This window comes from Blautia obeum ATCC 29174 (assembly GCF_025147765.1).
GTDB lineage: Bacteria > Bacillota > Clostridia > Lachnospirales > Lachnospiraceae > Blautia_A > Blautia_A obeum.
Genome location: NZ_CP102265.1, coordinates 2,218,730 through 2,242,401 on the forward strand (window position 1 = coordinate 2,218,730; position 23,672 = coordinate 2,242,401).

Here is a 23,672-nt window from a genome sequence, read left to right on the forward strand (position 1 = left end):
TTTGTTTTATGCTTTATGAGGATTTTACTTTATTCCAGAGATCGCCATACACCTGGTCAGCCTCTGTTCCAAGATACTGGAATGTTTCCAGATTATCATATTTGGAAAGGTCCGGGAATGCGATCTCACTGTTTCGGATAGATTCATCCTCGATCAGTTCTCTCGCAGCTTCATTCGGCGTAGAATACGTAATGTATTCAAAGTTCATCAACGCAATATCCGGTCTGCAGAGGAAATTGATAAATTTTTCTGCATTTTCTTTATGTTCTGCATTTTTCGGGATTACCCAGGAATCGATCCAGATATTGGATCCTTCCTTCGGGATCACATACTCCAGATTTGGGTTTTCTTTCTGTGTATAAATTGCCTCACCGGAATAGATTACACCAAGTGCAGCTTCATTTCCGATCATTTTATCACGCACCTGGTCGATCACATATGCCTGAACCAACGGTTTCTGTTCAATCAACAGATTTTTTGCCTCAGTCAGCTCGTCCAAATCTATGGAATTCAGAGAATAGCCAAGATATTTCAGTGTCACGCCAAATGCATCACGGACTGAATCCTGCATCAGAATATTATCCTTGTATTTCGGATCCCAGAGAATAGACCAGCTGTCCACCGGCTCATCTACCATCATCTTGTTATACAGAATGCCGACCGTTCCCCAGCAGTACGGCACGGAATATTTATTCTCCGGATCAAACTGCCTTGACTGCTCCAAGTACTGTTTCCCGATATTTTTAAGATTTGGAATGTTATCAAAATTAATCTCGGAAAGCAGATCATTTTCAATCATTCGCTGAATCATATAATCACTCGGGCAGATCACATCGTATGCGATCGCACCGGAACTGATCTTTGGATACAGAATCTCATTTGTTTCAAATTCTTCATAAACAATATCAATTCCCGTTTCTTCTTCAAACATCGTCAGGACTTCCGGATCAATATATTCGCCCCAGTTGTATACAACCAGTTTCTCTCCATTCATGACATCGTTTTCTTTTGCATAATAGAAACCACCACCAATAAAGACAATACAGATTGTAACAGGAACTACACGCTGAATCAGGATCTTTTTCACTCTGGAAGGCTTGCGGACTTTTTTCTTTCTGACCACAGTTTCCTCTTCTTCCTTCGGTGAATAGTTGATCAAAAGGAGCAGCACCAGAACTGTCACAAACATGATCGTGGAAAGTGCATAGATCTCCGGTTTGATCCCTTTACGAACTTCTGTATAGATTTTTGTGGAAAGTGTATCAATTCCAGGTCCTTTTGTAAAATGCGTGATTACAAAATCATCCAGAGACATGGTAAATGCAAGCATAAATCCAGAAAGTACTCCCGGTACAATGTCCGGAAAAACAACTTTAAAAAACGCTTTGACCGGTGATGCACCAAGATCCAGCGCAGCCTCATATGTATAACGATTCGTCTGCTTCAGCTTCGGTAATACGCTTAAGATCACATACGGAATATTGAACGTAATATGTGCGATCAGGATCGTTCCGAAGCCAAGTGTCATATGAAATGCAATAAAAAGAAGCATTAAAGACACACCCATCACGATCTCCGCATTCATCATCGGGATATTGGTAAGTCCCATATACATGGTCTTCCACTTCTGCTTCATTCCCTGAATCGCGATTGCAGCGGCCGTGCCAATGACCGTTGCGATTGCAGCCGAAACAAACGCTATGATAAGTGTGGTATAAAACGCGCTCATGATCTGTTCATTTTTGAGAAGTTCTTTATACCATTTCAGTGTAAATCCACCCCATTTTGCTCTTGTCTTAGACTGGTTAAAAGACAGAACGATCAACGTTACGATCGGGGCATATAATAAAATAAAAATAAGGGCCAGGTATATCTTCTGTAAATATTTTCTGATCAAAATGCCGCACCCCCGTCCTCATTATCGTATTTTGCCACAAGTGCCATACTTGCAATGATAAATACCATCAGTACCAGGGACAGACCACTTCCAACATGCCAGTTGCTGTTCTGTTTGAATGACTGCTCAATGACATTACCGATCAGAAGGATCTTTCCGCCCCCAAGAAGGTCAGAAATAACGAAGGTTGTCAGCGCCGGTACAAACACCATCGTAATACCGCTGATCACACCCGGAATACTCAGTGGAAAAATGACCTTCCAGAAAGTCTGTACGGAATTGGCTCCCAGATCACGTGCTGCATTGATGACATTTCTGTCAATCTTGATCAGTACATTATAGATTGGAAGCACCATAAATGGCAGAAAATTGTATACCATTCCAAGAATGATGGCATATGGTGTATTAATGATCTCCAGCGCCGGTAAATGCAGGAAACTTAAAACACTGTTGATGACGCCATTCTTTTCAAGCAATGTCTGCCATGCCAGTGTACGGAGAAGAAAGTTCATCCACATTGGCAGAATAAAGATCAGCACAATAAAACTTGTCTGGTTTACCTGTTTCTGGCTCAGGATCATCGCCAGCGGATATGCCAGAATCAAGCATATTGCCGTACTCAAAAATGACAGAAGAATGGACATGCCAAGTGCCTTCAGATTCTCCGGTGTCGTGATCTGTGCCAGATTGGAAAATGTAAAACTACCCTCATCACTGGTAAATGCATAATACACGATCACCAACAGCGGAATCACTACAAAGGACACGGACCAGAACAGATACGGACCGGCAAGCAAACGCTTATTCTTCAATGTTTACCGCCTCCTCATCTTCCGATTCCGGTTTTTTCATGATCTGGATATCAAACGGATCCACATGAATGCTGACTTCTGTTCCAACCGGGAACATATCTGTGCTGTGCACCAGCCACTCATAGTTGTTCGCCATGACTTCCATCTCATAATGTACACCTTTGAAGATCATATGTGTGACTACACCATCAATGCTTCCCTGCCCCGGTTTCAGAAGATCGATATCTTCCGGACGGATGACAACGTCAACCGGTCGGTTCTGTCCGAACCCTTCATCCACACATGGAAAATTAACACCCAGTATCTTAACAAGACGATCCTGCACCATTGTCGCGGAAATGATATTACTCTCACCGATAAAGTCCGCCACAAAAGCATTCTCCGGCTCATTGTAGATTTTTTCCGGTGTTCCGATCTGTTGGATATACCCCTGATTCATGACCACGATCGTATCAGACATGGTAAGTGCCTCTTCCTGATCATGTGTTACATACAGAAAGGTGATCCCCAGCTCATTTTTGAGACGGATCAGCTCATACTGCATATCCTGTCGAAGCTTCAGGTCCAGCGCACCGAGCGGCTCATCCAGAAGCAGTACCTTCGGCTCATTTACGATTGCACGTGCGATTGCAATACGCTGCTGCTGTCCACCACTCAAAGAATCCGGCATGCGTTTCTCAAAACCATCCAGATTCACAAGCTTCAATGCATATTTGATCTTGTCATAAATATACTGTTTGCTTTTATTCTTTATCTTTAATCCAAAAGCAATGTTATCCGCAATGTTCATATGAGTAAACAACGCATATTTCTGAAATACGGTATTCAGCTGACGCTTATTCGCCGGAAAATTCGTGATATCCTGCCCGTCAAAGATCACACGCCCTTTATCCGGTGTCTCGAATCCTCCCAAAATACGAAGTGTAGTAGTCTTTCCACATCCACTCGGACCAAGTAATGTCAGGAATTCATTCTCCCTGATGTAAAGATTCAGTTCATCCAGAACTTTCTGCATCCCGTAGGATTTGGAAATGTCGATCAAGTCGATCAGCTTATTGCTCATTGGTTGTTCCTCCCTAAAAAGTATCCCCTCTTTTTCATAAGAAAATTTATTAATAACAACTTTATTTTTGTATCATAAAAGCGTTACGATTTCAATAGATTTTGCGAGATTTTTGTACAGTTGATTTTCACCGAAGGTTTTCCTGTATTACTCTCTATTGCTGCGATCATCTCTTCACGGATAAAGCCAGCTGCTGTGGATTTTTGCCAGCAGTCTTGCATTATGATATGCCATTTTTAATGTCAGACATGTCCTGCCCAGATATTTGCTCCCATCCTCTGTCTTTACACAGGCAAGTGCCAGATCAGCTCTGTCCGGATTTTGCAGACAGACAGGAATGAGAAACTGGATTCCATGGTTATAATACTGCGGAATGGCTGTCCGATAATCGGCCTCAAGCATTCTTTTTGTCTGCCGCAAGGCTCCGTCAAACAGTTGTACTTTCATTACACTACCGCGAATCGTCTCCGGAAGTCTCTGACAATTCTCCGTTTCTTCAAAAATATGTTCATACTGAGGCACGATATCCAGTCCGGTATCAAAAATAAGTTCTGCCGGATCTGTTACATATGCTGCACGTTTCGGAAGATTGACAATTCCTGATTTTAATAAATGATATTCTGTGTAGAAGCCGTCCAGAAACCATCTCTGCCTGTCCGGCACCAGATTTGGGATAAAATATGCGTAGACCGGCTGATAATACATATTAAAAAGTCCTGTATTAAAAATTGCGTATTCCTCTGTCTCCAGTAATTTTTCTTCTTCATATACCCGCTGAAATGTATGCTCCAGATAACCTTTCAGGATTCCATTGTCATCATTGCCTCCAAAACTCCATTTTTCCGGGACGATTCTGGCCAGATTCTGTATCTGCCGGTTGTAGTTCCCGCAGTACGTGTACTCAAACAGATTCAATTATTTTACCTCCTGCATTTTGATTCCATTACTTATATTAATATTGTATTTGGGAAAATCTCCGACAGAACTGCCGGTAAAGAATATATATAGAAAATAGCACAACTTTTCTTCTGAGACAATTTCGAGTTCTGTCGAAAGATGTCTTCTTTTTATTATTTGCGGGATTATGCCTGTAAACACTACTGGTTTTATAACCTCCAGATCTGCTTTGTATATAAATAAGGTTGAATGATTTTTCTATAGTAATCCCACATGGTACATGCTATAATAGGGAACTGAAATAAGCACTTTCCGACGGAAATGCGGAGCTTACAGGTAAGTTGCTTATATATTTATTTTTCAAGGAGGCAACGAACTTAATATGACTAAAGAAGAATTTCGAAAACTGACTGAGAATATACTGATTCTGGATGGTGCCACAGGCTCCAACCTGATGGCAAGTGGTATGCCACGCGGTATCTGTACAGAAACCTGGGTTATCGATCACAAAGATATTATCCAGGATCTGCAGCGTGCCTATATTCAGGCAGGAAGTCAGGTAATCTATGCTCCTACTTTTGGCGGAAACAGTATAAATCTTGAGAAACACGGACTCAGAGATAAGATTGAAGAGATCAACCGTACTCTGGTCGGCTATTCTAAGGAGCTGGCCGGCAGCGGTATCTATGTAGCCGGTGATATCACTACTTCCGGATCTTTTATCACAGCTGATGGGGATTATACTTACACAGAAGCTTATAATATGTATCAGGAACAGATCCGTATTCTGGCAGATGCAGGTATTGATCTGATTGCAGCCGAAACAATGATCAATATTGAAGAAACTCTTGCAGCTGTAGATGCCGCCGCTTCTGTATGTGATCTTCCGATCATGTGTACCATGACTGTTGAAGCTGATGGAAGTATCTTCAGTGGTGGAAATGCTGTGGAAGCAGCTGTTTCTCTTGAAGCAGCCGGCGCAGATGCTGTAGGTATCAACTGCTCAGTGGGACCTGATCAGCTGGTATCTGTTGTTCGAAACATTAAAGAAAATGTTTCTATTCCAGTTATCGCCAAACCAAATGCCGGTATGCCGGTCATCGATGAAAAGGGAAATGCTGTGTACAGCATGAATGCAGAAGAATTCGCCCATCATATGAAAGTCCTGATTGAAAACGGTGCTTCTGTTGTTGGTGGTTGCTGCGGTACCACTCCTTCATTCATCAAAGCTTTGCATGACACGATCAGATAAGCGATAATTTTTGTTTGAACTGATCCAGTTTGTAAATTTTGATCGGACACAACTTATAAACAAACAATCTAAAGGAGCTTTTGCAAAACAGACACATATTCATCTATAATGCAGAAGCTCCTTTTCCATGCAACAATTTAAGGCATGATTGAATTTCCGGCCTAATCATTTCACCTGGATTGCTTTTTCGGGGCACATCTCCTGGCAGCAGAAACAACGGATACATTTCTTATAATCATATACTGGTGGATTCTCTCTGCCTTTACGGAAATCAACGGCCTTGTCCGGAACCGGACAGCTCTTCACACAAATCCCACACCGGATACAACGCTCCGGCTCAATATAAGGCTTCTTCTGAAAAATATTCAAGGCTTTCGCAAGACGTTCCCACATACCGGAACGTACCACTCTCCGGTCCACATCAAAATACGGATTTCCATACTGTGCTACTGCATCCTTCATTGAAATCTCACCGGACGGAGTAACAATTTCAATTTCTTCCGAACGCCAGGTACCAAGTCCCATTTTTTCTCCATGATAATTCGTTGGAACCATCTCCGGATTCAGATGGATCAGGTTACAGAACACACTATCAAGTGCAACCGGATCCCGTGACATCAGCATCACATTCATTGGAGCAGGATCTCCGGAACCTGGTCCGTTCCCCTCCATGGCCACAATTCCATCCATAATATACAGCCGCGGCTTCACATACTGATTCAGATCGACAAGCATACGGGCAAAACTGTCTGCACTTGGGTACAATGTATGACCTTTGGCTTTGTGAAATCCATAAACGAATCCATAGCTGTTTTTCACAGCTCCCGTGATGCGTTCCAGTGCATGCGTCTTCATTTTGCAAAGAGAGATCACACAGTCTTTTTCCAGAAGTTCTTTCGGCAAAATAAATTCTTTTGCCTGTATTCCTTTCGGATAGTCTACATGGATTCCCGTCGTATAATCAATAGCCGGAATATCCAGTTTCTCAAGATACGTATCCATTCCTGTCCCATGGATCACTTTAGAAGTTGTTCCATTTCCGCAGGAATCTGCAAGTGCCATATCCTGATATCCTTTTTCTCTCATCAGTCGGGCAAACATTCCCACAACCGTCGGATGTGTGATCACTGCCTTATCAACTTCCGCTTTCTTTAGAAGATTCGGCTTCAGCAATACAGACTCTTCTTTACCGACAATATTCTCGATTCCGCCCAGAAGCTCCAGTCCGATTTCAAGATTCTCATAAACAATTTCTTCCCTGTAAGAATTACAGGGAAGAAGAATGACTTTACTTTTTTTATTCATTATAATCCTCATTTAACAGCAGAAACTTTCTCTCCGCCAAGATCTGTCTCACGAATTGCTTTTCGTACCGGAAGTACACACGCCGGAACAACAGACAGAAAATCAACCCCCATCTCCAGAAATTTTTTCGTCAGTGCTGTGTCCGCTGCGATTTCTCCGCAGATGCCAACCTTACGGCCTTCCTGATGTGCCGCATCCACAACCATACGCACCATACGAAGAATTGCCGGATGATGATCGTTGTATTTGTCTTTCAGAAGAGGATTCTGACGATCCATCGCAAGCGTATACTGTGTCAGGTCATTGGTTCCAATACTTAAGAAATCAACATGTTTTGCAAGTTCCCGGCTGATCATGACTGCTGCCGGTGTCTCGATCATGATTCCTGTCATGATCTCTTTAAATGGAATGTTTTTTTCGCGCAGTCCTTCTTTTACTTCCTCAATGATCTGCCATATCTCATCCATTTCTTCTTCAGAATCGATCATCGGGAACATCATTGCGAGATTACCATACGCACTGGCACGATAAATTGCACGAAGTTGTGCTTTAAACATTCTTCTTCGGTCAAGACAGAGACGAATCCCACGGTTGCCCATGATAGGATTGGTTTCCTGCGGAATGTCCAGATACGGAGCCTGCTTGTCTGCTCCGAGATCCGCAGTACGGATCACCGCAAGTCTCTCGCCCATTGTCTCTGCTACTTTTTTATATGCACGGAAAAGTTCATTTTCTCTCGGATAATTTTCTCTTCCAAGATACTGGAACTCACTTCGCAGAAGCCCAATTCCCTTGGCGCCATAAAAAAGGACACTGCTCAGATCACTCATATTTCCAATATTGGCATAAAGACCAATATTGCTGCCATCCTTTGTTTCATCTTTCTGCGCCTTCAGTTTCAGAAGTTCCTCTCTCTCTCTTCGATCCGCTTCCAGACGAATCTCATATTCTTTCTGGATTTCCGCATCCGGGTTAAGATAAAAAGTTCCTGTATAACCATCTACGATTGCTGTCTTTCCATCCCACTCATCATCAGCTGCAACATCGACCAAAGTTGGAATTTCCATTGTTTTCGCCATAATTGATGCATGAGATACTGCTGAACCATGATGCATGACCACAGCCAGAAGTTTATCCTTGTCCATTTCCATAATCTCAGTCGGCGACAATGCCTCCGCAACCAGGATCACAGGTTCGTCCCCAAGATTAATACGGATGGCTGCACCACCCAGTATCTGGATCAGACGGTTGGAAATCTCCTGCATATCATTGATTCTTCTTCGAATGACCGGCTCTTCCAGATGTCGGAATGTCTCAACCAGTTCATCTCTGTTGATCATAACTGCATAAGCAGCATTTACCTTTTCATTGGCAATGCTGCTTTCAATTGCATTCTGGTAACTTTCGGATTCCAGAAGTTTAATCTGGCGAAGAAAAACACCGGCCTCCTGTTCATTCAGAAGCCTGTTGGCTTCATACAGCTCATGAAGTTTCTGAACCGCCTGAAGCCGGGCTTCCTGAAAATTACTGATTTCTTTTTTTATGTTGCTGACCAGACACTGACGTATCTGGTATTCCCCTCTGCTGTAATACAGTATCTTGCCGATGGCTATTCCTGAAAAGGTAGCAGTACCTTTATAGATTTCCATCCTGCTTCCCCCTTATTTTATCAGTCGCAGGCAGCTTTGAACTCTGTCCAGTTCTTATTGTAAGCTTCTTCTGCTTCTGCGCTGATATTTTCTACTGCTGATCCCTCTGTTACGGAATCCGGTACTACAAGGTCCTGATTCTCAAGCAGGGAATCTGCTGCTTTGTTTGTGCTGTAGTATCCGATATAATCGAAACATTTTGCTGCATTTTCCGGCTGAAGAATGTAATCCATGAACTGATATGCCTCATCCTTGTCCGGTGCCTGGCTCGGAATGAACATTCCCATTACACCAAATCCAAGACCTTCTTCCGGATATACGACTTTAAGGTCCGGATTTTCCTGAAGGGCGGCTGTTACCTGTGAAGTGTACAGGAATGCAACACTTGCCTCTCCGTTCAGAAGAGAATCCTGTGTATTGTCATCCTGAATCAGACGAACATTCGGTGCAAGCTCCAGAAGTTTCTCACCTGTTTTAGCGATATCATCTGTATCCTGATCATTGAAATCCTGACCAAGTACAAGGTTTGTGATACCATTGATAACACGATAGTTTGCAGTCAGTGCAATGCTATCTTCAAGTGACGGATCCCAGAGATCATTATATCCCTTGATATCAATATCTACCATATCCGGATCATATACGATCAACGGAATACCTGCTCCATATGGTGCAGTATATTCATCGTTCGGATCATAGAACTGTCCCTGATACAGCGGGTTGATGTTATCCCATCCGGATAATTTGGATGTATCAAGTTTTTCTACAAGACCTTCCTGGATTGCGGTTTCGATAATATAATCATCTGCAACAACAACGTCGTAGTCTCCACCTTTTGCCATGGAAAGCTTTTCCAACATGTTTTCATCAGTGTCGAAATTGGAATATACCACTTTTATTCCAGTTTCTTCTTCAAAACCATCCAGTACTTCCTGTGGGAACATGTTTTCCCATGTGTAGAGTACAAGCTCTTTGGAATCTGCACTTACAGACACGCTCATAGCCGGAATGACCATTGCTGCACATAATGCGCATACTACTAATTTTTTCATAGCCTTCTCTCCTCTTGTCTTTTATTATAAACTCTTCATGAAGCCTATGAATTTAAGTATAGCCTACTTTGACTTCATTGAAAAGAGTTTATTCATTGTTTTTGCTATTTTTGACTTTTTTGGTCCTGATTATTTAGTTCTATGTTTTGTCAGCTTTCCGATCAGATTATAAACCAGAAGGATCAACAGCGTAAACACCAGCATGATCGTGCAGAGAGCATTGACCTCCGGCGTAACACCGGTCTTGATCTGGGTATAGACCTTAATCGGCAAAGTTGCCAGACGTGGTCCGTTGATAAAGATACTGATGACGACATCGTCCATGGACATTGCAAACGCCAGAAGGGATCCGGACAACACCGCCGGCATGATCAGCGGTAAGATGATGTCCCAGAATGCCCGGAAGGGACCGGCTCCGAGGTCTCTCGCTGCTTCCTCAAGTGACGGATCCATGCCCGCCAGTCGTGCCTTGACTTCCATCAGTATATATGGCACACAGAAAACGGTATGACCGATCAGTAATGTCAGCATACCAAATGGCAGATTCATCATATAGAAAAATGCCATCAGTACCATACCAAGGATGATCTCAGGGATCATCAGCGGTAAAATAGAAATATATTCCAGAATCCCTTTTGTCTTCCAGTGGATCCTGGAAAGTCCTACTGCACCCAGGGTGCCGATCACAGCAGATACCAGGCAGCTCACCACACCCAGAAAGAGGCTGTTTCCAAGTGCCTCGATCATTGCATCATCATGAATCAGTTCCTGATACCATTTCAGAGAAAATCCGGTAAATCTTACAGGAAGCTTTGATTCATTAAAGGAAAATACGATAACCACCGCGATTGGCAGATACATCAGTACAAAAATCAGTCCAAGATAAAACCCGGAGAGCTTTGAATTCTTTTTTTTCATCCCACACCCTCCAATTCTTTTGCATTTGTTACTTTTCGATACAACATGATCATCAGTGTTGTAAGGATCATCAGGGCAACTGCCAGCGCCGCTGCAAACGGCCAGTTGTTTCCTTTTGTCATCTGTTCCTGGATCAGGCTGCCGACGAGAACGATCTTATTTCCACCAAGAATATCAGCAATAAAGAACAAACCCATGGACGGAATAAATGTCAGAATCACACCGGATAACAGCCCCGGCAGTGTCAGTTTAAAAGAAACCGTCCAGAAAGCTTTAAAGGGGCTTGCTCCAAGATCTCTTGCCGCTTCCACCAGTGACCAGTCCAATTTTTCTGCGCTGGAATATACAGACAGGATCATAAATGGAAGAAGCACATAAGTCATACCGATCACGATTGCCGGATAGCTGTACAAGATACGCAAAGGTTTCTCGATCAGTCCAAGGCTCTTAAGGGCATGATTCAGAAGCCCCTTTGTCTGTAAAATGATCATCCAGCCATACAGACGAATCAAGGAATTGACCCAGAACGGCAGCATCAGAAAGATCATAGCACGTTTTTTCCACTGTTCAGAAAGCTTCGCCATAAAGTAGCCAAACGGATAACCGATCAGACAGATAATGATCGTACTGGTCACAGCAAGCTGGAAAGAACCGGTGAATGTTTTCATATAGACCGGATCAAGAATTTTTTTATAATTTGCGAGTGTAAATACCCACTCCACACCATGACCTGCTTTTGGCTGTGCAAAGCTTAATGCCACCATATAAAGCAGCGGGCCTGCAACAAAAATGATCGTAAAGATATACAACGGCAGGATCATCCAGACAGAGCCGGATTTATGTTTCTTCATACTGCCGCCCCGCTTTCTGTCTCAGACGGAAGATCAACCAGAACCGCATTCTCAGCATCAAAATGACAGGTGACTTTCTGTCCCGGCTGCACACCGGCATCAATTCCATGTCTGTTTGCAATAACTTCTGTTCCATCTGCAAGCTTCAACACAACACGAAGAAGTCCGCCTGCAAAACTTTTTTCAACAACAACCGCTTCCATACCACTCTGGCAAGTCTCATCAAAAATCATATTCTCACTGCGGACAGCCAGCGTCACTGGTGTACCCGGAGCAATTTTTTTGCCTTCTGCCACAGCAGAAACAATACTGCCTGCAAGTGAAACTTTGAGAATATCTGCTTCTGTTTCCTGCGCAGTACCTTTTAAAATATTGGCATTTCCAACAAAAGTCGCCACATAACTGGTTTTTGGATGATTATAGATCTCATCCGGTGTCCCAATCTGTTCAAAGGTTCCTTTATTCATGACAGCAATACGGTCGGACATGTTAATTGCCTCTTCCTGGTCATGCGTAATATAAATAAAAGTAATTCCAAGCTTTTTTTGTAACCTCTTCAGTTCAAGCTGCATGGCACGGCGCAGCTGCAGATCCAGTGCTCCCAACGGCTCATCCAGAAGCAGCACCTTCGGATTATTGACCAGCGAACGGGCAATTGCCACACGCTGTCTCTGTCCACCGGAAAGTTCTGACGGCTTTCTCTTCTCGTATCCTAGAAGCTGTACCAGTTCCAGCATCTCAGATACTCGTTTTTTAATCTCTGCTTTTGGTATCTTTTTCAATTTCAGTCCATATCCAATGTTATCCGCCACTGTCATATGTGGAAATAACGCATAATTCTGAAATACTGTATTTACATCACGTGCTTCCGGTGCCAGTGCTGTGACATCTTTTCCCTCCAGATATACCTTGCCGGAATCCGGTGTCTCCAGACCTGCTATGATACGCAGAGTTGTCGTCTTTCCACATCCCGAGGAACCCAGAAGTGTAATAAACTCCCCCTTGTCGATAGAGAGACTGATTTCCTTCAGAACCACTTCATCTTTTGAAAACGACTTCCTGATATCTTTTAATTCCAAACATTTTTCTGCCATTTGTCTTTTGTCTTTCCTCCTGCTGTTTTATTGTATTCCTGCATTCAGCAATTCCTTACATTTTATTCTATCGTATTCTTCACATACTGAATGTAACTTTCCTTATTGAATACTGGTGTATAGCTTTTTGTAATCTTTTTTGCTTCCTGTCCGCCATTCTTAAGAAGTTTATATACAGTCAGTGCCAGAAGCTTCGCCGGTAAAATATAGGCTTTTTCCGGATCTGTGATCTTGAAATCTGCCCCATGAAGTTTTCCTTCAAAACCCTTGAATGTAAAATTCACAACCGGAACAAGATGGCTGAGATCTCCTACATCCGTGCAGGCATTATTAAAATCACCTTTCTGTACTGTACGATAATTCAGTCCAAGGTCATCCGCCGCCTCGATCAGTGCGTTGTCTGCTGCTCTCGGGATGATCGGCATATAACCCTGAAGCTTCTCCATTTCTATTTTTCCACCAAAAGCATAGGCTGAACCGGCATACGCACGATTTACCATATCTGTAATCTCACAAATCTTGTCAAGCGATGCTGCACGAACCTTCGTCTCAACAATTGCCTCGTCCGGCACACTGTTGATCACATCGCCGGCCTTCCGGATCACATTATGAAGTCGAACATGATCTTCTTCACGGAAAGTCTCACGCATCAGTCCCATCATTTGAATTGCACTTGTCGTTATACTTAAAGCATTGACACCATTCCATGGGTCAATAGCTCCATGTGCAGCCTTTCCCCGCACCGTAACACGCTCCGCACTGTAGCCATTACAGGCCGGATTCCCAAGATAAAAATCTTCTTCAACAGGAACCATATGCACATGCGTCGTTAATGCAATGTCCGTATCGTCGAAGACACCTGTGCGAATCATCTCGCTTTTACCGCAACAGAACTCAATGCCTTCTTTTTTTAATCTGGTACGTTTGTCTGCATCAATGTACTCCTCTGCAGGAACTGCAAGAAAATTCACAGTTCCCGCAAGACATTTCTGCACATCCGGATCTGCCATTGCGATCGCACATCCGATCATTGCCGCCATCTGTGCATGATGACCGCAGGCATGTGCCACGCCTGTTACCGGATTCGCATTGGGATGGGAATGACATCCAATCGCATCCAGTTCTCCGATCACAGTCAGGGAAGGACCTTCTTTTATACTTTTCGTTCCCTTCACACCGGTACGGGCAAGATGTTCTGTCACTTTATATCCTAAATTCTTCAGAACTTCTGCAGTCTTCCCGGCTGTACAAAATTCTTCATATCCAGGTTCCGGATGCGCTGCAATATCCTCAGCAAATGCAATGATCTGATCTTTATGTACATCAATCAGCCGCAAAATACGCTGTCCGGTTTCATCTATCATAAAACTCATCTCCCTCTGCCACTTCTGGATGTTATCTGCTTCATTCAGACAACTTGACAGAATGACACTTTAACAAGTTAACGCGTTATACAAATACTATATTCATATTCTCATATCATAACATAAATCTCACTCATTGCAAGTACTGAAAATAATGCAGGGGAAAACAAAATTTTTCTTGCATTTTATCAAAAATACGCTATAATATATTTTGTGTCTGAACACAAGCTGAAATAGCTCAGTTGGTAGAGCACTTCACTCGTAATGAAGGGGTCGTGGGTTCGAGTCCCATTTTCAGCTTTCTTTTTTTGCCTAAAAATGCCGCCAGATTCTATTCTGACGGCATTTCTATTATACTGCAATATCTTTTTTTACTGTTTTTCTGGAAACGGTCTTTTTTTCACCGGCTTTCTTCGCTACTGTTTTCTTTACAGCTACTTTTTCTGCAGCAACCTTTTTTGCACTTTCCTTCTTTGGTGCTGTCTTGCGGGCGGTCTTTTTGGCAGTTGTCGGTTTCTTCGCTGCTACTGCCAGTTTCTCCGGCTTTTTGCCCGGTGTGCAGGAAAAAACAGCCACACCCAGTGCAGGAAGCTTAAAGGTAACAGAATATTCTCTTTCATCACAATCTGCCTGTTTGCAGGTTTTTGCCCTTACGTTTACTATTCCCTGTCCGCCATATTCTTTGCGGTCACTGTTGAAGATTTCTTTGTATTTTCCGTAGAATGGAACACCCATCTGATAATTCTCATATGGAACTGCAGCAAAATTACATACCGCAAGAAGTGTTTCTTCAGGATTTTCTGTTTTGCGAAGGAATGTCAGGACATTTTCTTCATATTTCATAAGCTGGATCCATTCAAATCCTTCATAATCATTATCCATGAGTGACAATGCCGGCTGAGAGACATACATCTCATTCAGATCGTGGATAAATCTCTTCATTTCATCCGTAAGCTCTTTGTCCGGTGCCATCATTTTGCATCCTGGATGCAGCATCATGTAGGAATATGCAGCCCGGATCTGGCTCAGTTTCTGTAACTCATCACCTGGAAGTTTTGCCATAAAACTCTTCTGATCACCGGTTTCTCTGCTTCCAAGTGGAAGAACAAAGTGTTCGCAGTAAGTGTACAGCATAGAAAGTGTCAACTGATCATGTACATACTGACGCTCGATCGGATCTTTGGAAAGGTAATTCAGAAAATCTCCAGCCCAGTTGTTATTCCATTTATAAGAGAAACCAATATTGTCATCCTCAACACTTCCAGTAAGTTCTGACCAAAGACCATCTTCCTGCGCGATCGTAATCGTTCCTGGAAGCTTCTTTGCCAAAATAGAATTAAGATGTTTCAGCAATTCTACAGCTGCAAGATTTTCATTGGTTCCATAAATATTTGGTCTCCACTGTCCATATTCTCTGCCAAAGTCAAGATACAGCATAGAATCCACATCATCCAGTCTTAAACCATCTGCATGATAGAATTCCAGCCAGTAAAAAGCATTTGCCAGAAGAAAATCTTTGACCATCGGACTTTCAAAATTGAATAAAAGAGTTCCCCACATCGGATGAATAGCCATTGATGGATCCGGATTTTCATATAAAGGTGTTCCATCAAACTGTTCTAATCCACCCTCAGTTCTTGGAAAATGCGAAGGTGTCCAATCCAGGATCACACCAATATTTTCTTTATGAAGTTCATTTACTAAATTCTGAAAATCTGCCGGTGTTCCAAATCTGCGGTCTGGTGCATAATAAGCAAATGTACTGTACTCTCCAGCTTCATCATCAAGATATTCCATTACCGGATGAAGTTCCACATGTGTATATTTCAGATTTTTAAGATATTTAACAAGCTCGGCAGCATTTTTCCATTTGGAAAGACTGGTCTCATAAATAGAAATCGGCTGTTTACGATCGCTGAATCTTTCACGATCTTTCATCCAGGCTTCATCATCCCATTTAAACCCACGAAGATCTGTAACAACAGAGGCCGATGCCGGAGGAACCTCCGTACAGGCAGCATATGGATCCGATTTAAGCTGTACTGCACCGCCTTTTAATTTTATTTCATATTTATAGATTTCACCGGCTTTCACACCTGGAATAAACAATTCAAAAATACCAGACATAGGCATACGATGCATCATATGGCAGCGACCATCCCAGTTATTAAAATTACCTACTACGCTGACACGGAGTGCATTTGGTGCCCAGACTGCGAATGCAGTTCCTTCCACACCATTAATTTCCATCGGATGAGCCCCAAGCTTCTCATATGCATGATAAAAAACACCTGCACAGAAAGCTTTTTCTTCTGCTTCTGTAATCTGTCCCGGAAATGCATAAGGATCCGCAAATGTCCTGGTTTCTTTTCCTCTGGTAATGCGATACTGATATGCCGGGATCTTTCTTCCCGGAATCATTGCCGCAAAGTAACCGGCATCATCCTGTTTCTCCATCTCATATGCCTTTTTATCTACAAGAACTTCTGCCTTCTCTGCATCCGGAAAAAATCCCTGGATCAGAATACCATCTGCAGTAAGCCGAGGCGCCATCAGATCTTTCGGCGATGCTTCTTCTGCATAAACAACTGCTTCAATCTCCGGCCAGTCCATATATTTATATACTTTGCTTTCCATAATTCATGCCTCCATTCTGAAATACAATTCTCAAATTGCATTCCTTTGTTTTAGTTTATCATTTTTTTGTATAAAAATAAAGAATATACCGAAATTAGTTTGACAAAAAGAGTTCTCTACGATAAATTGAATATATCAAAGAACATATGAAACAAGGAGGTCTTTATTGATATGGAAAAAAGACAATTTGATGTAACAGCTCTTGGCGAGCTTCTTATTGACTTCACTGAAAACGGTTTCAGTTCCCAGGGCAACCCTCTTATGGAAGCCAATCCGGGTGGAGCCCCATGTAATGTTCTTGCCATGCTGGAACGTCTTGGAAAAAAAACTGCTTTTATCGGCAAAGTCGGCAAAGATATGTTCGGAAATCAGTTAAAATCAGCGGTTGAAGAGGTCGGTATCGACACACGCAATCTAATTCTGGACGAAAAATATCATACCACTCTTGCCTTTGTTCATACATATCCGGATGGTGACCGTGATTTTTCTTTCTATCGAGATCCAGGTGCAGATATGATGCTCACTAAAGACGAAGTTCAAAAGGAACTGATTGAATCCTCCCGCATCTTCCATTTCGGAACACTCTCTTCTACTCACGAAGGTGTACGTGAAGCTACCCGCCATGCGATCGAACTTGCCAAAGAAGCCGGATGTATCATTACCTTTGACCCTAACCTGCGTCCACCTCTCTGGAAATCCCTGGATGATGCCAGAGCTGAGATTGAATACGGCATGTCCAAATGTGATGTTCTCAAAATCTCCGATAATGAAGTAGAATTCATGTGTGGTACAACAGATTATGATAAAGGTGCTGCTATGATCCAGGAGAAATACAACATTCCGCTCATCCTTATCACACTGGGTAAGGATGGAAGCCGTGCATACTATAAAAATATGCGAGTAGAAGCAGCTCCATTCCTTCAGGAAAATACAATAGAGACTACCGGTGCCGGAGATACTTTCTGTGCAAGTACTTTAAATTATGTACTTGACCACGGCCTCAATGATCTCACAGAAGAAAATCTGAAAGAACTTCTTACTTTTGCAAATGCTGCTGCATCTCTCATTACCACACGAAAGGGTGCACTTCGCGTTATGCCAACCCGCGAAGAAGTCGAAGCTTTTATTGAAAGCCGCAAATAATTTTTCAAAACTTTTCTAACTGAATATACAAAAGGTCCCGGACGATTTTATCTGAATCATCCGGGACTTTTTTCGATTTTTATTTGATCACGCGAACCTTAGATACACCTTCAATTGCTTTTAATTCATCAAGTGCTTCTTTAGATGCTGCACTTTCCAGATCAATGATCGTATATGCATAGCTTCCACGACTCTTATTTGTCATATCTGCAATATTCAGTCCTTCACTTCCAAGGATCTTGGTAAACTGACTGATCATATTCGGGATGTTTTTGTGACAGATGGTAATACGTCCAACTGCTATACATGTTCCCATGTCACAGTTTGGGAAGTTTACAGAATTTTTGATATTTCCGTTTTCAAGGAAATCTCTGACTTCTTTTACAGCCATTACTGCACAGTTTTCTTCAGATTCCGCTGTGGATGCACCAAGATGTGGTGTAACGAGGATTCCTGGTCTTCCAGCCACAAGCGGATTTGCAAAGTCTGTTACATATTTCTTAACCTTACCACTGTCAAGAGCTTCGATCAAAGCTTCTTCATCAACAAGAAGGTCTCTTGCAAAGTTCAGAAGAACGACACCCTCTTTCATCTTTGTGAAAGCTTCTTTGTCGATCATCTTACGCGTATTATCTGTCAGCGGTACATGGATCGTGATATAATCACACTGGCTGTAGATTTCATCCAGAGATTTGCTGTGTTTGATGGTTCTTGACAGATTCCACGCTGCATCGATGGAAATAAACGGGTCATATCCGTAAACTTCCATGCCAAGATGTGTTGCAGAATTTGCAACCATAGCTCCAATCGCACCAAGACCGATGATACCAAGTTTCTTTCCACTGATCTCACATCCGGCAAACTGCTTTTTCTGTTTTTCAGCCAGTTTGTCGATATGTTCTTTGTCCTCTTCATGAGCAACCCATTCGATACCTCCAACGATATCACGGGAAGCCAGAAGCATGCCGGCAAGAACAAGCTCTTTCACACCATTTGCATTGGCACCTGGAGTATTAAATACCACGATACCATTTTCTGCACACTGCTCAACCGGAATATTATTAACACCTGCACCTGCACGGGCAATAACCTTAACGTTCTCAGGAAGCTCCATATCATGCATCTTTGCACTTCTTACCAGAACTGCATCAGCATCATTTAATTCTTCTGTCTGTTTGTACTCCTCACCAAACAGGCCAAGGCCTGTCTGGGATATAGGGTTGAGGCATTTATACTGGAACATTATACATTTTCCTCCTCGAATTTTTTCATGAATGCAACAAGGGCTTCTACGCCTTCTTTTGGCATTGCATTGTAGATACTTGCACGCATACCGCCTACAGTTCTGTGTCCTTTAAGGTTTACAAGACCTGCTGCTTTTGCTTCTTTTACAAATTTGGCATCCATATCCTTGTCACCTGTAACAAAAGGAACATTCATAAGAGAACGGGAATTTGGCTCTACAGTACCTTTGAAGAGTTTGCTCTGATCCAGATAATCATAAAGGATCTTTGCTTTCTCGATGTTTCTCTTCTGCATTTCTTCCAGTCCGCCCATCGCTTTGAGCCATTTGAAAACTTTGCCGCATACATAAATGCAGTAAGCATTCGGAGTATTGTAGAGAGATCCTGCATCTGCATGTGTTTTGTATGTAAGCATGGTTGGTGTTCCCGGAAGAACATCCTCTGTAATAAGATCCTCACGAATGATTGCAATAACCATGCCTGCAGGTCCGATATTTTTCTGAACACCGCCGTAGATAATGCCATATTTACTTACATCTACAGGCTCAGATAAGAAACAGGAGGAAACATCTGCTACCAGAGTTTTGCCTTTTGTATTCGGAAGTGTTTTGAATTTTGTTCCGTAAATTGTATTATTTTCACAAATGTATACATAATCTGCATCCGGGCTGATCGGAAGGTCGCTGCAATCCGGAATATAAGAGAAAGTTTTGTCCTCAGAAGATGCAATCTTATTTACCTTTCCATACTTCTGTGCTTCCTGATATGCTTTTTTTGCCCACTGACCGGTAACAATATAGTCAGCAACTCTGTTTTTCATCAGGTTCATTGGAATCATGGCAAACTGCTGAGAAGCACCGCCCTGAAGGAATAATACCTTGTAATTGTCCGGTATCTTCATCAGATCTCTGAGATCCTGCTCTGCATCATCAATGATCTTCTGAAACTCCGGGCTTCTGTGGCTCATCTCCATGACGGACATTCCAGTTCCCTGGTAATCCATCATCTCGTCTGCTACTTCTTTCAGCACAGGTTCCGGCAGTACAGCCGGTCCTGCAGAAAAATTATACACTCTGCTCATTGTTCTTCATATCCTCCTCATCAAAAACTTCATTCAGACTTGCGCCTGCAGGTACCATAGGAAATACACTGAGATCCTGATCGATCCAGCAATCCAGTACTACAGGTTCGTCCATAGCCAGTGCCTTACGGATCGCCGGCTCTACTTCTTCCATCTTCGTGACACGGAATGCTTTCGCTCCCATGCCCTCAGATATTTTCACAAAATCCACGGCATCGTCAAGAACGGTGTGTGAATATCTGTGGTCATAGAATAAGGTCTGCCACTGACGTACCATACCCAGCACATGATTGTTCATAACAATCTGTAAAAGCTGTTTATGGCAACGTACTGCTGTCGCGATTTCATTCATGTTCATTCTGAAACAGCCATCGCCGGCAATGTTGACAACTGTTTTGTCCGGTCTCCCCATCTTTGCACCAATCGCAGCTCCAAGTCCGTATCCCATTGTTCCGAGACCACCGGAAGTCAGGAATGTACGTGGTTCTTTGTACTTGAAGTACTGCGCTGACCACATCTGATGCTGACCGACATCTGTTGAAATAATTGCGTCACCTTTGGTGATTTCATAGAGTTTCTCTATAATATATGGTCCGGTAAGCTGGGAATGATCATAAGTCAGAGGATATTTTGCTTTCATCTCCTGAATATGTTCGATCCATTCCGGATGCTGTTCTTCCGGGATCATTTCAAGAAGTCTGCGAAGAACTTCTCTTACATCTCCGATTACTGACGCATCTACCAAAACATTCTTATTAATTTCGGCCGCATCCACATCAATCTGCAGGATCTTTGCCTGTTTCGCAAATGTCTTTGCATTTCCTGTAACACGGTCGCTGAAGCGTGCACCCAATACGATCAACAGGTCACACTGAGTTACACCAAGGTCGGAAGTCTTTGTTCCATGCATACCAAGCATTCCGGTATACAATGGATCTTCCCCTGAAAAAGCACCTTTTCCCATAAGACTGTCGCAAACCGGTGCCTGGATCTTATGTGCCAGCTCACTGATTTCTTTGGAAGCACCGGAAATAACAGAACCACCACCGACGAAAATATATGGTTTCTTTGCTTCTTCGATCATCTGTGCAGCAGTTTCAAGATCTTCCTTACGAATCGTTTCAACTTCACGATTGATCGTAGCCGGACGGCGTACGGAATATTCATAAGTAGCTGCTGTCACATCTTTTGTCACATCAACCAGTACCGGACCCGGACGTCCGCTCTTGGCAATGTAAAATGCCTTGCGGAGTGTGTCTGCCAGCATTGTGATGTCTTTTACAATAAAGCTGTGTTTTGTAATCGGCATAACGATTCCTGCAATATCTACTTCCTGGAAAGAATCTCTTCCAAGAAGTGGTTTGCCAACATTCGCCGTGATTGCCACAACCGGAACGGAATCCATATAAGCTGTAGCAATACCTGTAACCAGATTCGTAGCCCCAGGTCCTGAAGTTGCCAGGCATACCCCGACTTTTCCAGTAGCACGGGCATAACCGTCTGCCGCATGAGAAGCACCCTGTTCATGAGATGTCAGAATATGCTGAATCTCATCACTATGTTTATAGAGAGCATCATAAACGTTAAGGATTGCCCCACCCGGATAGCCAAAAACAGTATCTACCTTCTGTTCTTTCAGGCATTCAATGATGATCTCTGCACCTGTAAGCTGCATCGTATTTCCTCCTAATGTTTATCAAATAATCGCTTTTCTCTTATTTTGCTTTTGGCACTTCAAGGATTGCTCCTCTGTTGCCTGAGGTAACCATTGCAGCATATCTTGCAAGATATCCGGTTGTGATCTTTGGTTCACGCGGCTGCCATTTTGCTTTTCTTGCTGCCATCTCTTCATCAGAAACTTTGACTTCCAGTTTCAGTTCCGGAATATTGATACTGATGATATCTCCTTCTTCGATCAGGGCAATCGGGCCACCTACAGCTGCTTCTGGTGAGACATGTCCAATAGAGGCACCTCTGGATGCACCACTGAAACGTCCGTCTGTGATCAGAGCAACCGATGAACCAAGTCCCATACCAGCAATTGCAGAAGTAGGATTCAGCATCTCTCTCATTCCCGGGCCGCCTTTTGGTCCTTCATAACGGATAACAACCACATCTCCGGCTACGATCTTACCACCTTTGATAGCTTTGATCGCATCGTCTTCGCTGTCAAACACTCTCGCAGGTCCCTCATGAACCATCATTTCTTCTACAACTGCGGAACGTTTTACAACGCCACCATCTGGTGCGATATTTCCTTTCAGTACTGCAAGTCCACCTGTCTGACTGTATGGATTGTCGATTGGACGGATAACTTCCGGATTGAGATTTACACAGTTTTTAATATTTTCGCCTACTGTTTTTCCTGTTACAGTCATGCATTCTATATGAAGAAGGCCCTTCTTATTCAGTTCATTCATTACTGCATAAACACCGCCTGCTTCATTCAGGTCTTCCATATATGTCGGGCCTGCCGGTGCAAGATGACAGAGATTCGGGGTTTTTTCACTGATCTCATTTGCAAAGCTGATATCAAAATCCATTCCCACTTCATGCGCAATTGCCGGAAGATGAAGCATACTGTTGGTAGAGCATCCAAGTGCCATATCTACAGTCAGTGCATTCAGGATTGCTTCTTTTGTCATAATATCTCTCGGACGGATGTTTCTGCGGTACATTTCCATAACCTGCATACCTGCATGTTTTGCAAGACGGATACGTTCGGAATATACCGCCGGAATGGTTCCGTTTCCACGAAGTCCCATACCGAGAACCTCAGTCAGGCAGTTCATGGAGTTTGCAGTGTACATACCGGAACAGGATCCACATGTAGGACATGTTTTGTTCTCAAATTCTGTCAGTTCTTCTTCTGAAATCTTGCCTGCTGCATAGGATCCGACAGCTTCAAACATACTGGAAAGACTTGTCTTGTGTCCATGGATATGACCTGCCATCATTGGACCGCCACTTACAAATACAGTAGGAACATTGATTCTGGCAGCTGCCATCAGAAGTCCAGGTACGTTTTTGTCACAGTTCGGAACCATGACCAGTGCATCAAACTGATGTGCCATTGCCATTGCTTCTGTAGAATCTGCGATCAGATCTCTTGTTACCAGAGAATATTTCATTCCGACATGTCCCATTGCAATACCGTCACAAACAGCGATTGCCGGGAATACGATTGGTGTACCACCAGCCATTGCAACACCCTGTTTTACAGCTGCTACGACCTTGTCCAGATTCATATGTCCAGGTACGATCTCATTATAAGAACTTACGATTCCGACTAACGGACGTTCCATTTCTTCTTTTGTTAATCCAAGGGCATTAAACAGGGAACGATGAGGTGCCTGTTGTGAGCCTGTTTTTACTGCGTCACTTCTCATTTTCTTATCTCCTCTTTACTTAAT

Annotated in this window: 18 protein-coding genes and 1 tRNA gene; 3 read left to right on the plus strand and 16 right to left on the minus strand. The window is 42.9% G+C overall.

The genetic code is table 11. The annotated features are described in order from the left end of the window. Positions 1-13: 13 nt before the first annotated feature. From NQ503_RS10760 to NQ503_RS10775, 4 genes are all read right to left on the minus strand, one after another. On the minus strand, positions 14-1,897 hold the full coding sequence (locus NQ503_RS10760; protein WP_044924812.1) for an extracellular solute-binding protein: 1,884 nt from the start codon (positions 1,895-1,897) through the stop codon (positions 14-16). Then, entirely contained in the window at positions 1,894-2,709 is an 816-nt protein-coding gene (locus NQ503_RS10765; RefSeq protein WP_044924810.1) for an ABC transporter permease, read from the minus strand. The genes NQ503_RS10760 and NQ503_RS10765 overlap by 4 nt, the downstream gene beginning before the upstream one ends. Then, positions 2,699-3,772, minus strand: a complete 1,074-nt coding sequence (locus tag NQ503_RS10770; RefSeq protein WP_005422216.1) for an ABC transporter ATP-binding protein — start codon at positions 3,770-3,772, stop codon at positions 2,699-2,701. The genes NQ503_RS10765 and NQ503_RS10770 overlap by 11 nt, the downstream gene beginning before the upstream one ends. 174 nt (positions 3,773-3,946) lie before the next feature. Further along, positions 3,947-4,687 carry a DUF3825 domain-containing protein gene (locus NQ503_RS10775; protein WP_044924808.1) on the minus strand — a complete coding sequence of 247 codons (741 nt, stop codon included), beginning with the start codon at positions 4,685-4,687 and terminating at the stop codon, positions 3,947-3,949. A 364-nt stretch (positions 4,688-5,051) separates the two neighbouring features. On the opposite strand from NQ503_RS10775, the gene NQ503_RS10780 reads away from it, so the two are divergent. Beyond that, on the plus strand, positions 5,052-5,921 hold the full coding sequence (locus NQ503_RS10780) for a homocysteine S-methyltransferase family protein (protein WP_005422212.1): 870 nt from the start codon (positions 5,052-5,054) through the stop codon (positions 5,919-5,921). 165 nt (positions 5,922-6,086) lie between these two features. On the opposite strand, the gene NQ503_RS10785 is transcribed toward NQ503_RS10780, so the two are convergent. The 7 genes from NQ503_RS10785 to NQ503_RS10815 form a co-directional block, all read right to left on the minus strand. Next, the gene (locus NQ503_RS10785) at positions 6,087-7,226 is read right to left on the minus strand and encodes a DUF362 domain-containing protein (protein WP_055065493.1); all 1,140 of its coding nucleotides are present in this window, start codon (positions 7,224-7,226) and stop codon (positions 6,087-6,089) included. A gap of 8 nt (positions 7,227-7,234) precedes the next feature. Next, complete coding sequence (gene ptsP, locus NQ503_RS10790) at positions 7,235-8,875, minus strand: phosphoenolpyruvate--protein phosphotransferase (RefSeq protein WP_005422205.1); 1,641 nt, start codon at positions 8,873-8,875, stop codon at positions 7,235-7,237. A gap of 20 nt (positions 8,876-8,895) precedes the next feature. Continuing rightward, positions 8,896-9,927, minus strand: coding sequence for a polyamine ABC transporter substrate-binding protein (locus NQ503_RS10795; RefSeq protein WP_005422203.1), 1,032 nt, complete (start codon positions 9,925-9,927; stop codon positions 8,896-8,898). A 129-nt stretch (positions 9,928-10,056) separates the two neighbouring features. Further along, positions 10,057-10,845, minus strand: a complete 789-nt coding sequence (locus NQ503_RS10800) for an ABC transporter permease (RefSeq protein ID WP_055055151.1) — start codon at positions 10,843-10,845, stop codon at positions 10,057-10,059. After that, positions 10,842-11,696 (minus strand): ABC transporter permease, encoded by an 855-nt coding sequence (locus tag NQ503_RS10805; RefSeq protein WP_055055150.1) that lies wholly within the window; start codon positions 11,694-11,696, stop codon positions 10,842-10,844. The genes NQ503_RS10800 and NQ503_RS10805 overlap by 4 nt, the downstream gene beginning before the upstream one ends. After that, complete coding sequence (locus tag NQ503_RS10810; RefSeq protein ID WP_005422198.1) at positions 11,693-12,790, minus strand: ABC transporter ATP-binding protein; 1,098 nt, start codon at positions 12,788-12,790, stop codon at positions 11,693-11,695. The genes NQ503_RS10805 and NQ503_RS10810 overlap by 4 nt, the downstream gene beginning before the upstream one ends. Positions 12,791-12,852: 62 nt before the next feature. Next, a complete protein-coding gene (locus NQ503_RS10815) occupies positions 12,853-14,154 on the minus strand; it encodes a M20 family metallopeptidase (RefSeq protein ID WP_154648299.1) in 1,302 nt (433 codons plus the stop codon). 227 nt (positions 14,155-14,381) lie between these two features. Between NQ503_RS10815 and NQ503_RS10820 the strand changes: the two genes are divergently transcribed. Then, a tRNA-Thr gene (locus NQ503_RS10820) sits at positions 14,382-14,454 on the plus strand. Between the two features lie 51 nt (positions 14,455-14,505). Here the strand turns inward: NQ503_RS10820 and glgB are convergent. Then, a complete protein-coding gene (glgB, locus tag NQ503_RS10825; protein WP_055065496.1) occupies positions 14,506-16,791 on the minus strand; it encodes a 1,4-alpha-glucan branching enzyme in 2,286 nt (761 codons plus the stop codon). Positions 16,792-16,962: 171 nt separating this feature from the next. On the opposite strand from glgB, the gene NQ503_RS10830 reads away from it, so the two are divergent. Next, positions 16,963-17,934 (plus strand): carbohydrate kinase family protein, encoded by a 972-nt coding sequence (locus tag NQ503_RS10830; RefSeq protein ID WP_005422194.1) that lies wholly within the window; start codon positions 16,963-16,965, stop codon positions 17,932-17,934. 79 nt (positions 17,935-18,013) lie between these two features. Here NQ503_RS10830 and NQ503_RS10835 read toward each other — a convergent pair whose 3' ends face one another. From NQ503_RS10835 to ilvD, 4 genes are read right to left on the minus strand one after another with little or no spacing between them, the layout of a single operon-like run. After that, positions 18,014-19,177: a phosphoglycerate dehydrogenase gene (locus tag NQ503_RS10835; protein WP_005422183.1), complete on the minus strand. Its 1,164-nt coding sequence runs from the start codon at positions 19,175-19,177 to the stop codon at positions 18,014-18,016. Further along, a complete protein-coding gene (serC, locus tag NQ503_RS10840) occupies positions 19,177-20,259 on the minus strand; it encodes a 3-phosphoserine/phosphohydroxythreonine transaminase (RefSeq protein ID WP_005422182.1) in 1,083 nt (360 codons plus the stop codon). The genes NQ503_RS10835 and serC overlap by 1 nt, the downstream gene beginning before the upstream one ends. Then, a complete protein-coding gene (gene ilvB / locus NQ503_RS10845; RefSeq protein ID WP_005422181.1) occupies positions 20,243-21,934 on the minus strand; it encodes a biosynthetic-type acetolactate synthase large subunit in 1,692 nt (563 codons plus the stop codon). The genes serC and ilvB overlap by 17 nt, the downstream gene beginning before the upstream one ends. Positions 21,935-21,974: 40 nt before the next feature. After that, positions 21,975-23,648, minus strand: a complete 1,674-nt coding sequence (ilvD, locus tag NQ503_RS10850) for a dihydroxy-acid dehydratase (protein WP_005422180.1) — start codon at positions 23,646-23,648, stop codon at positions 21,975-21,977. Positions 23,649-23,672: the final 24 nt, after the last annotated feature.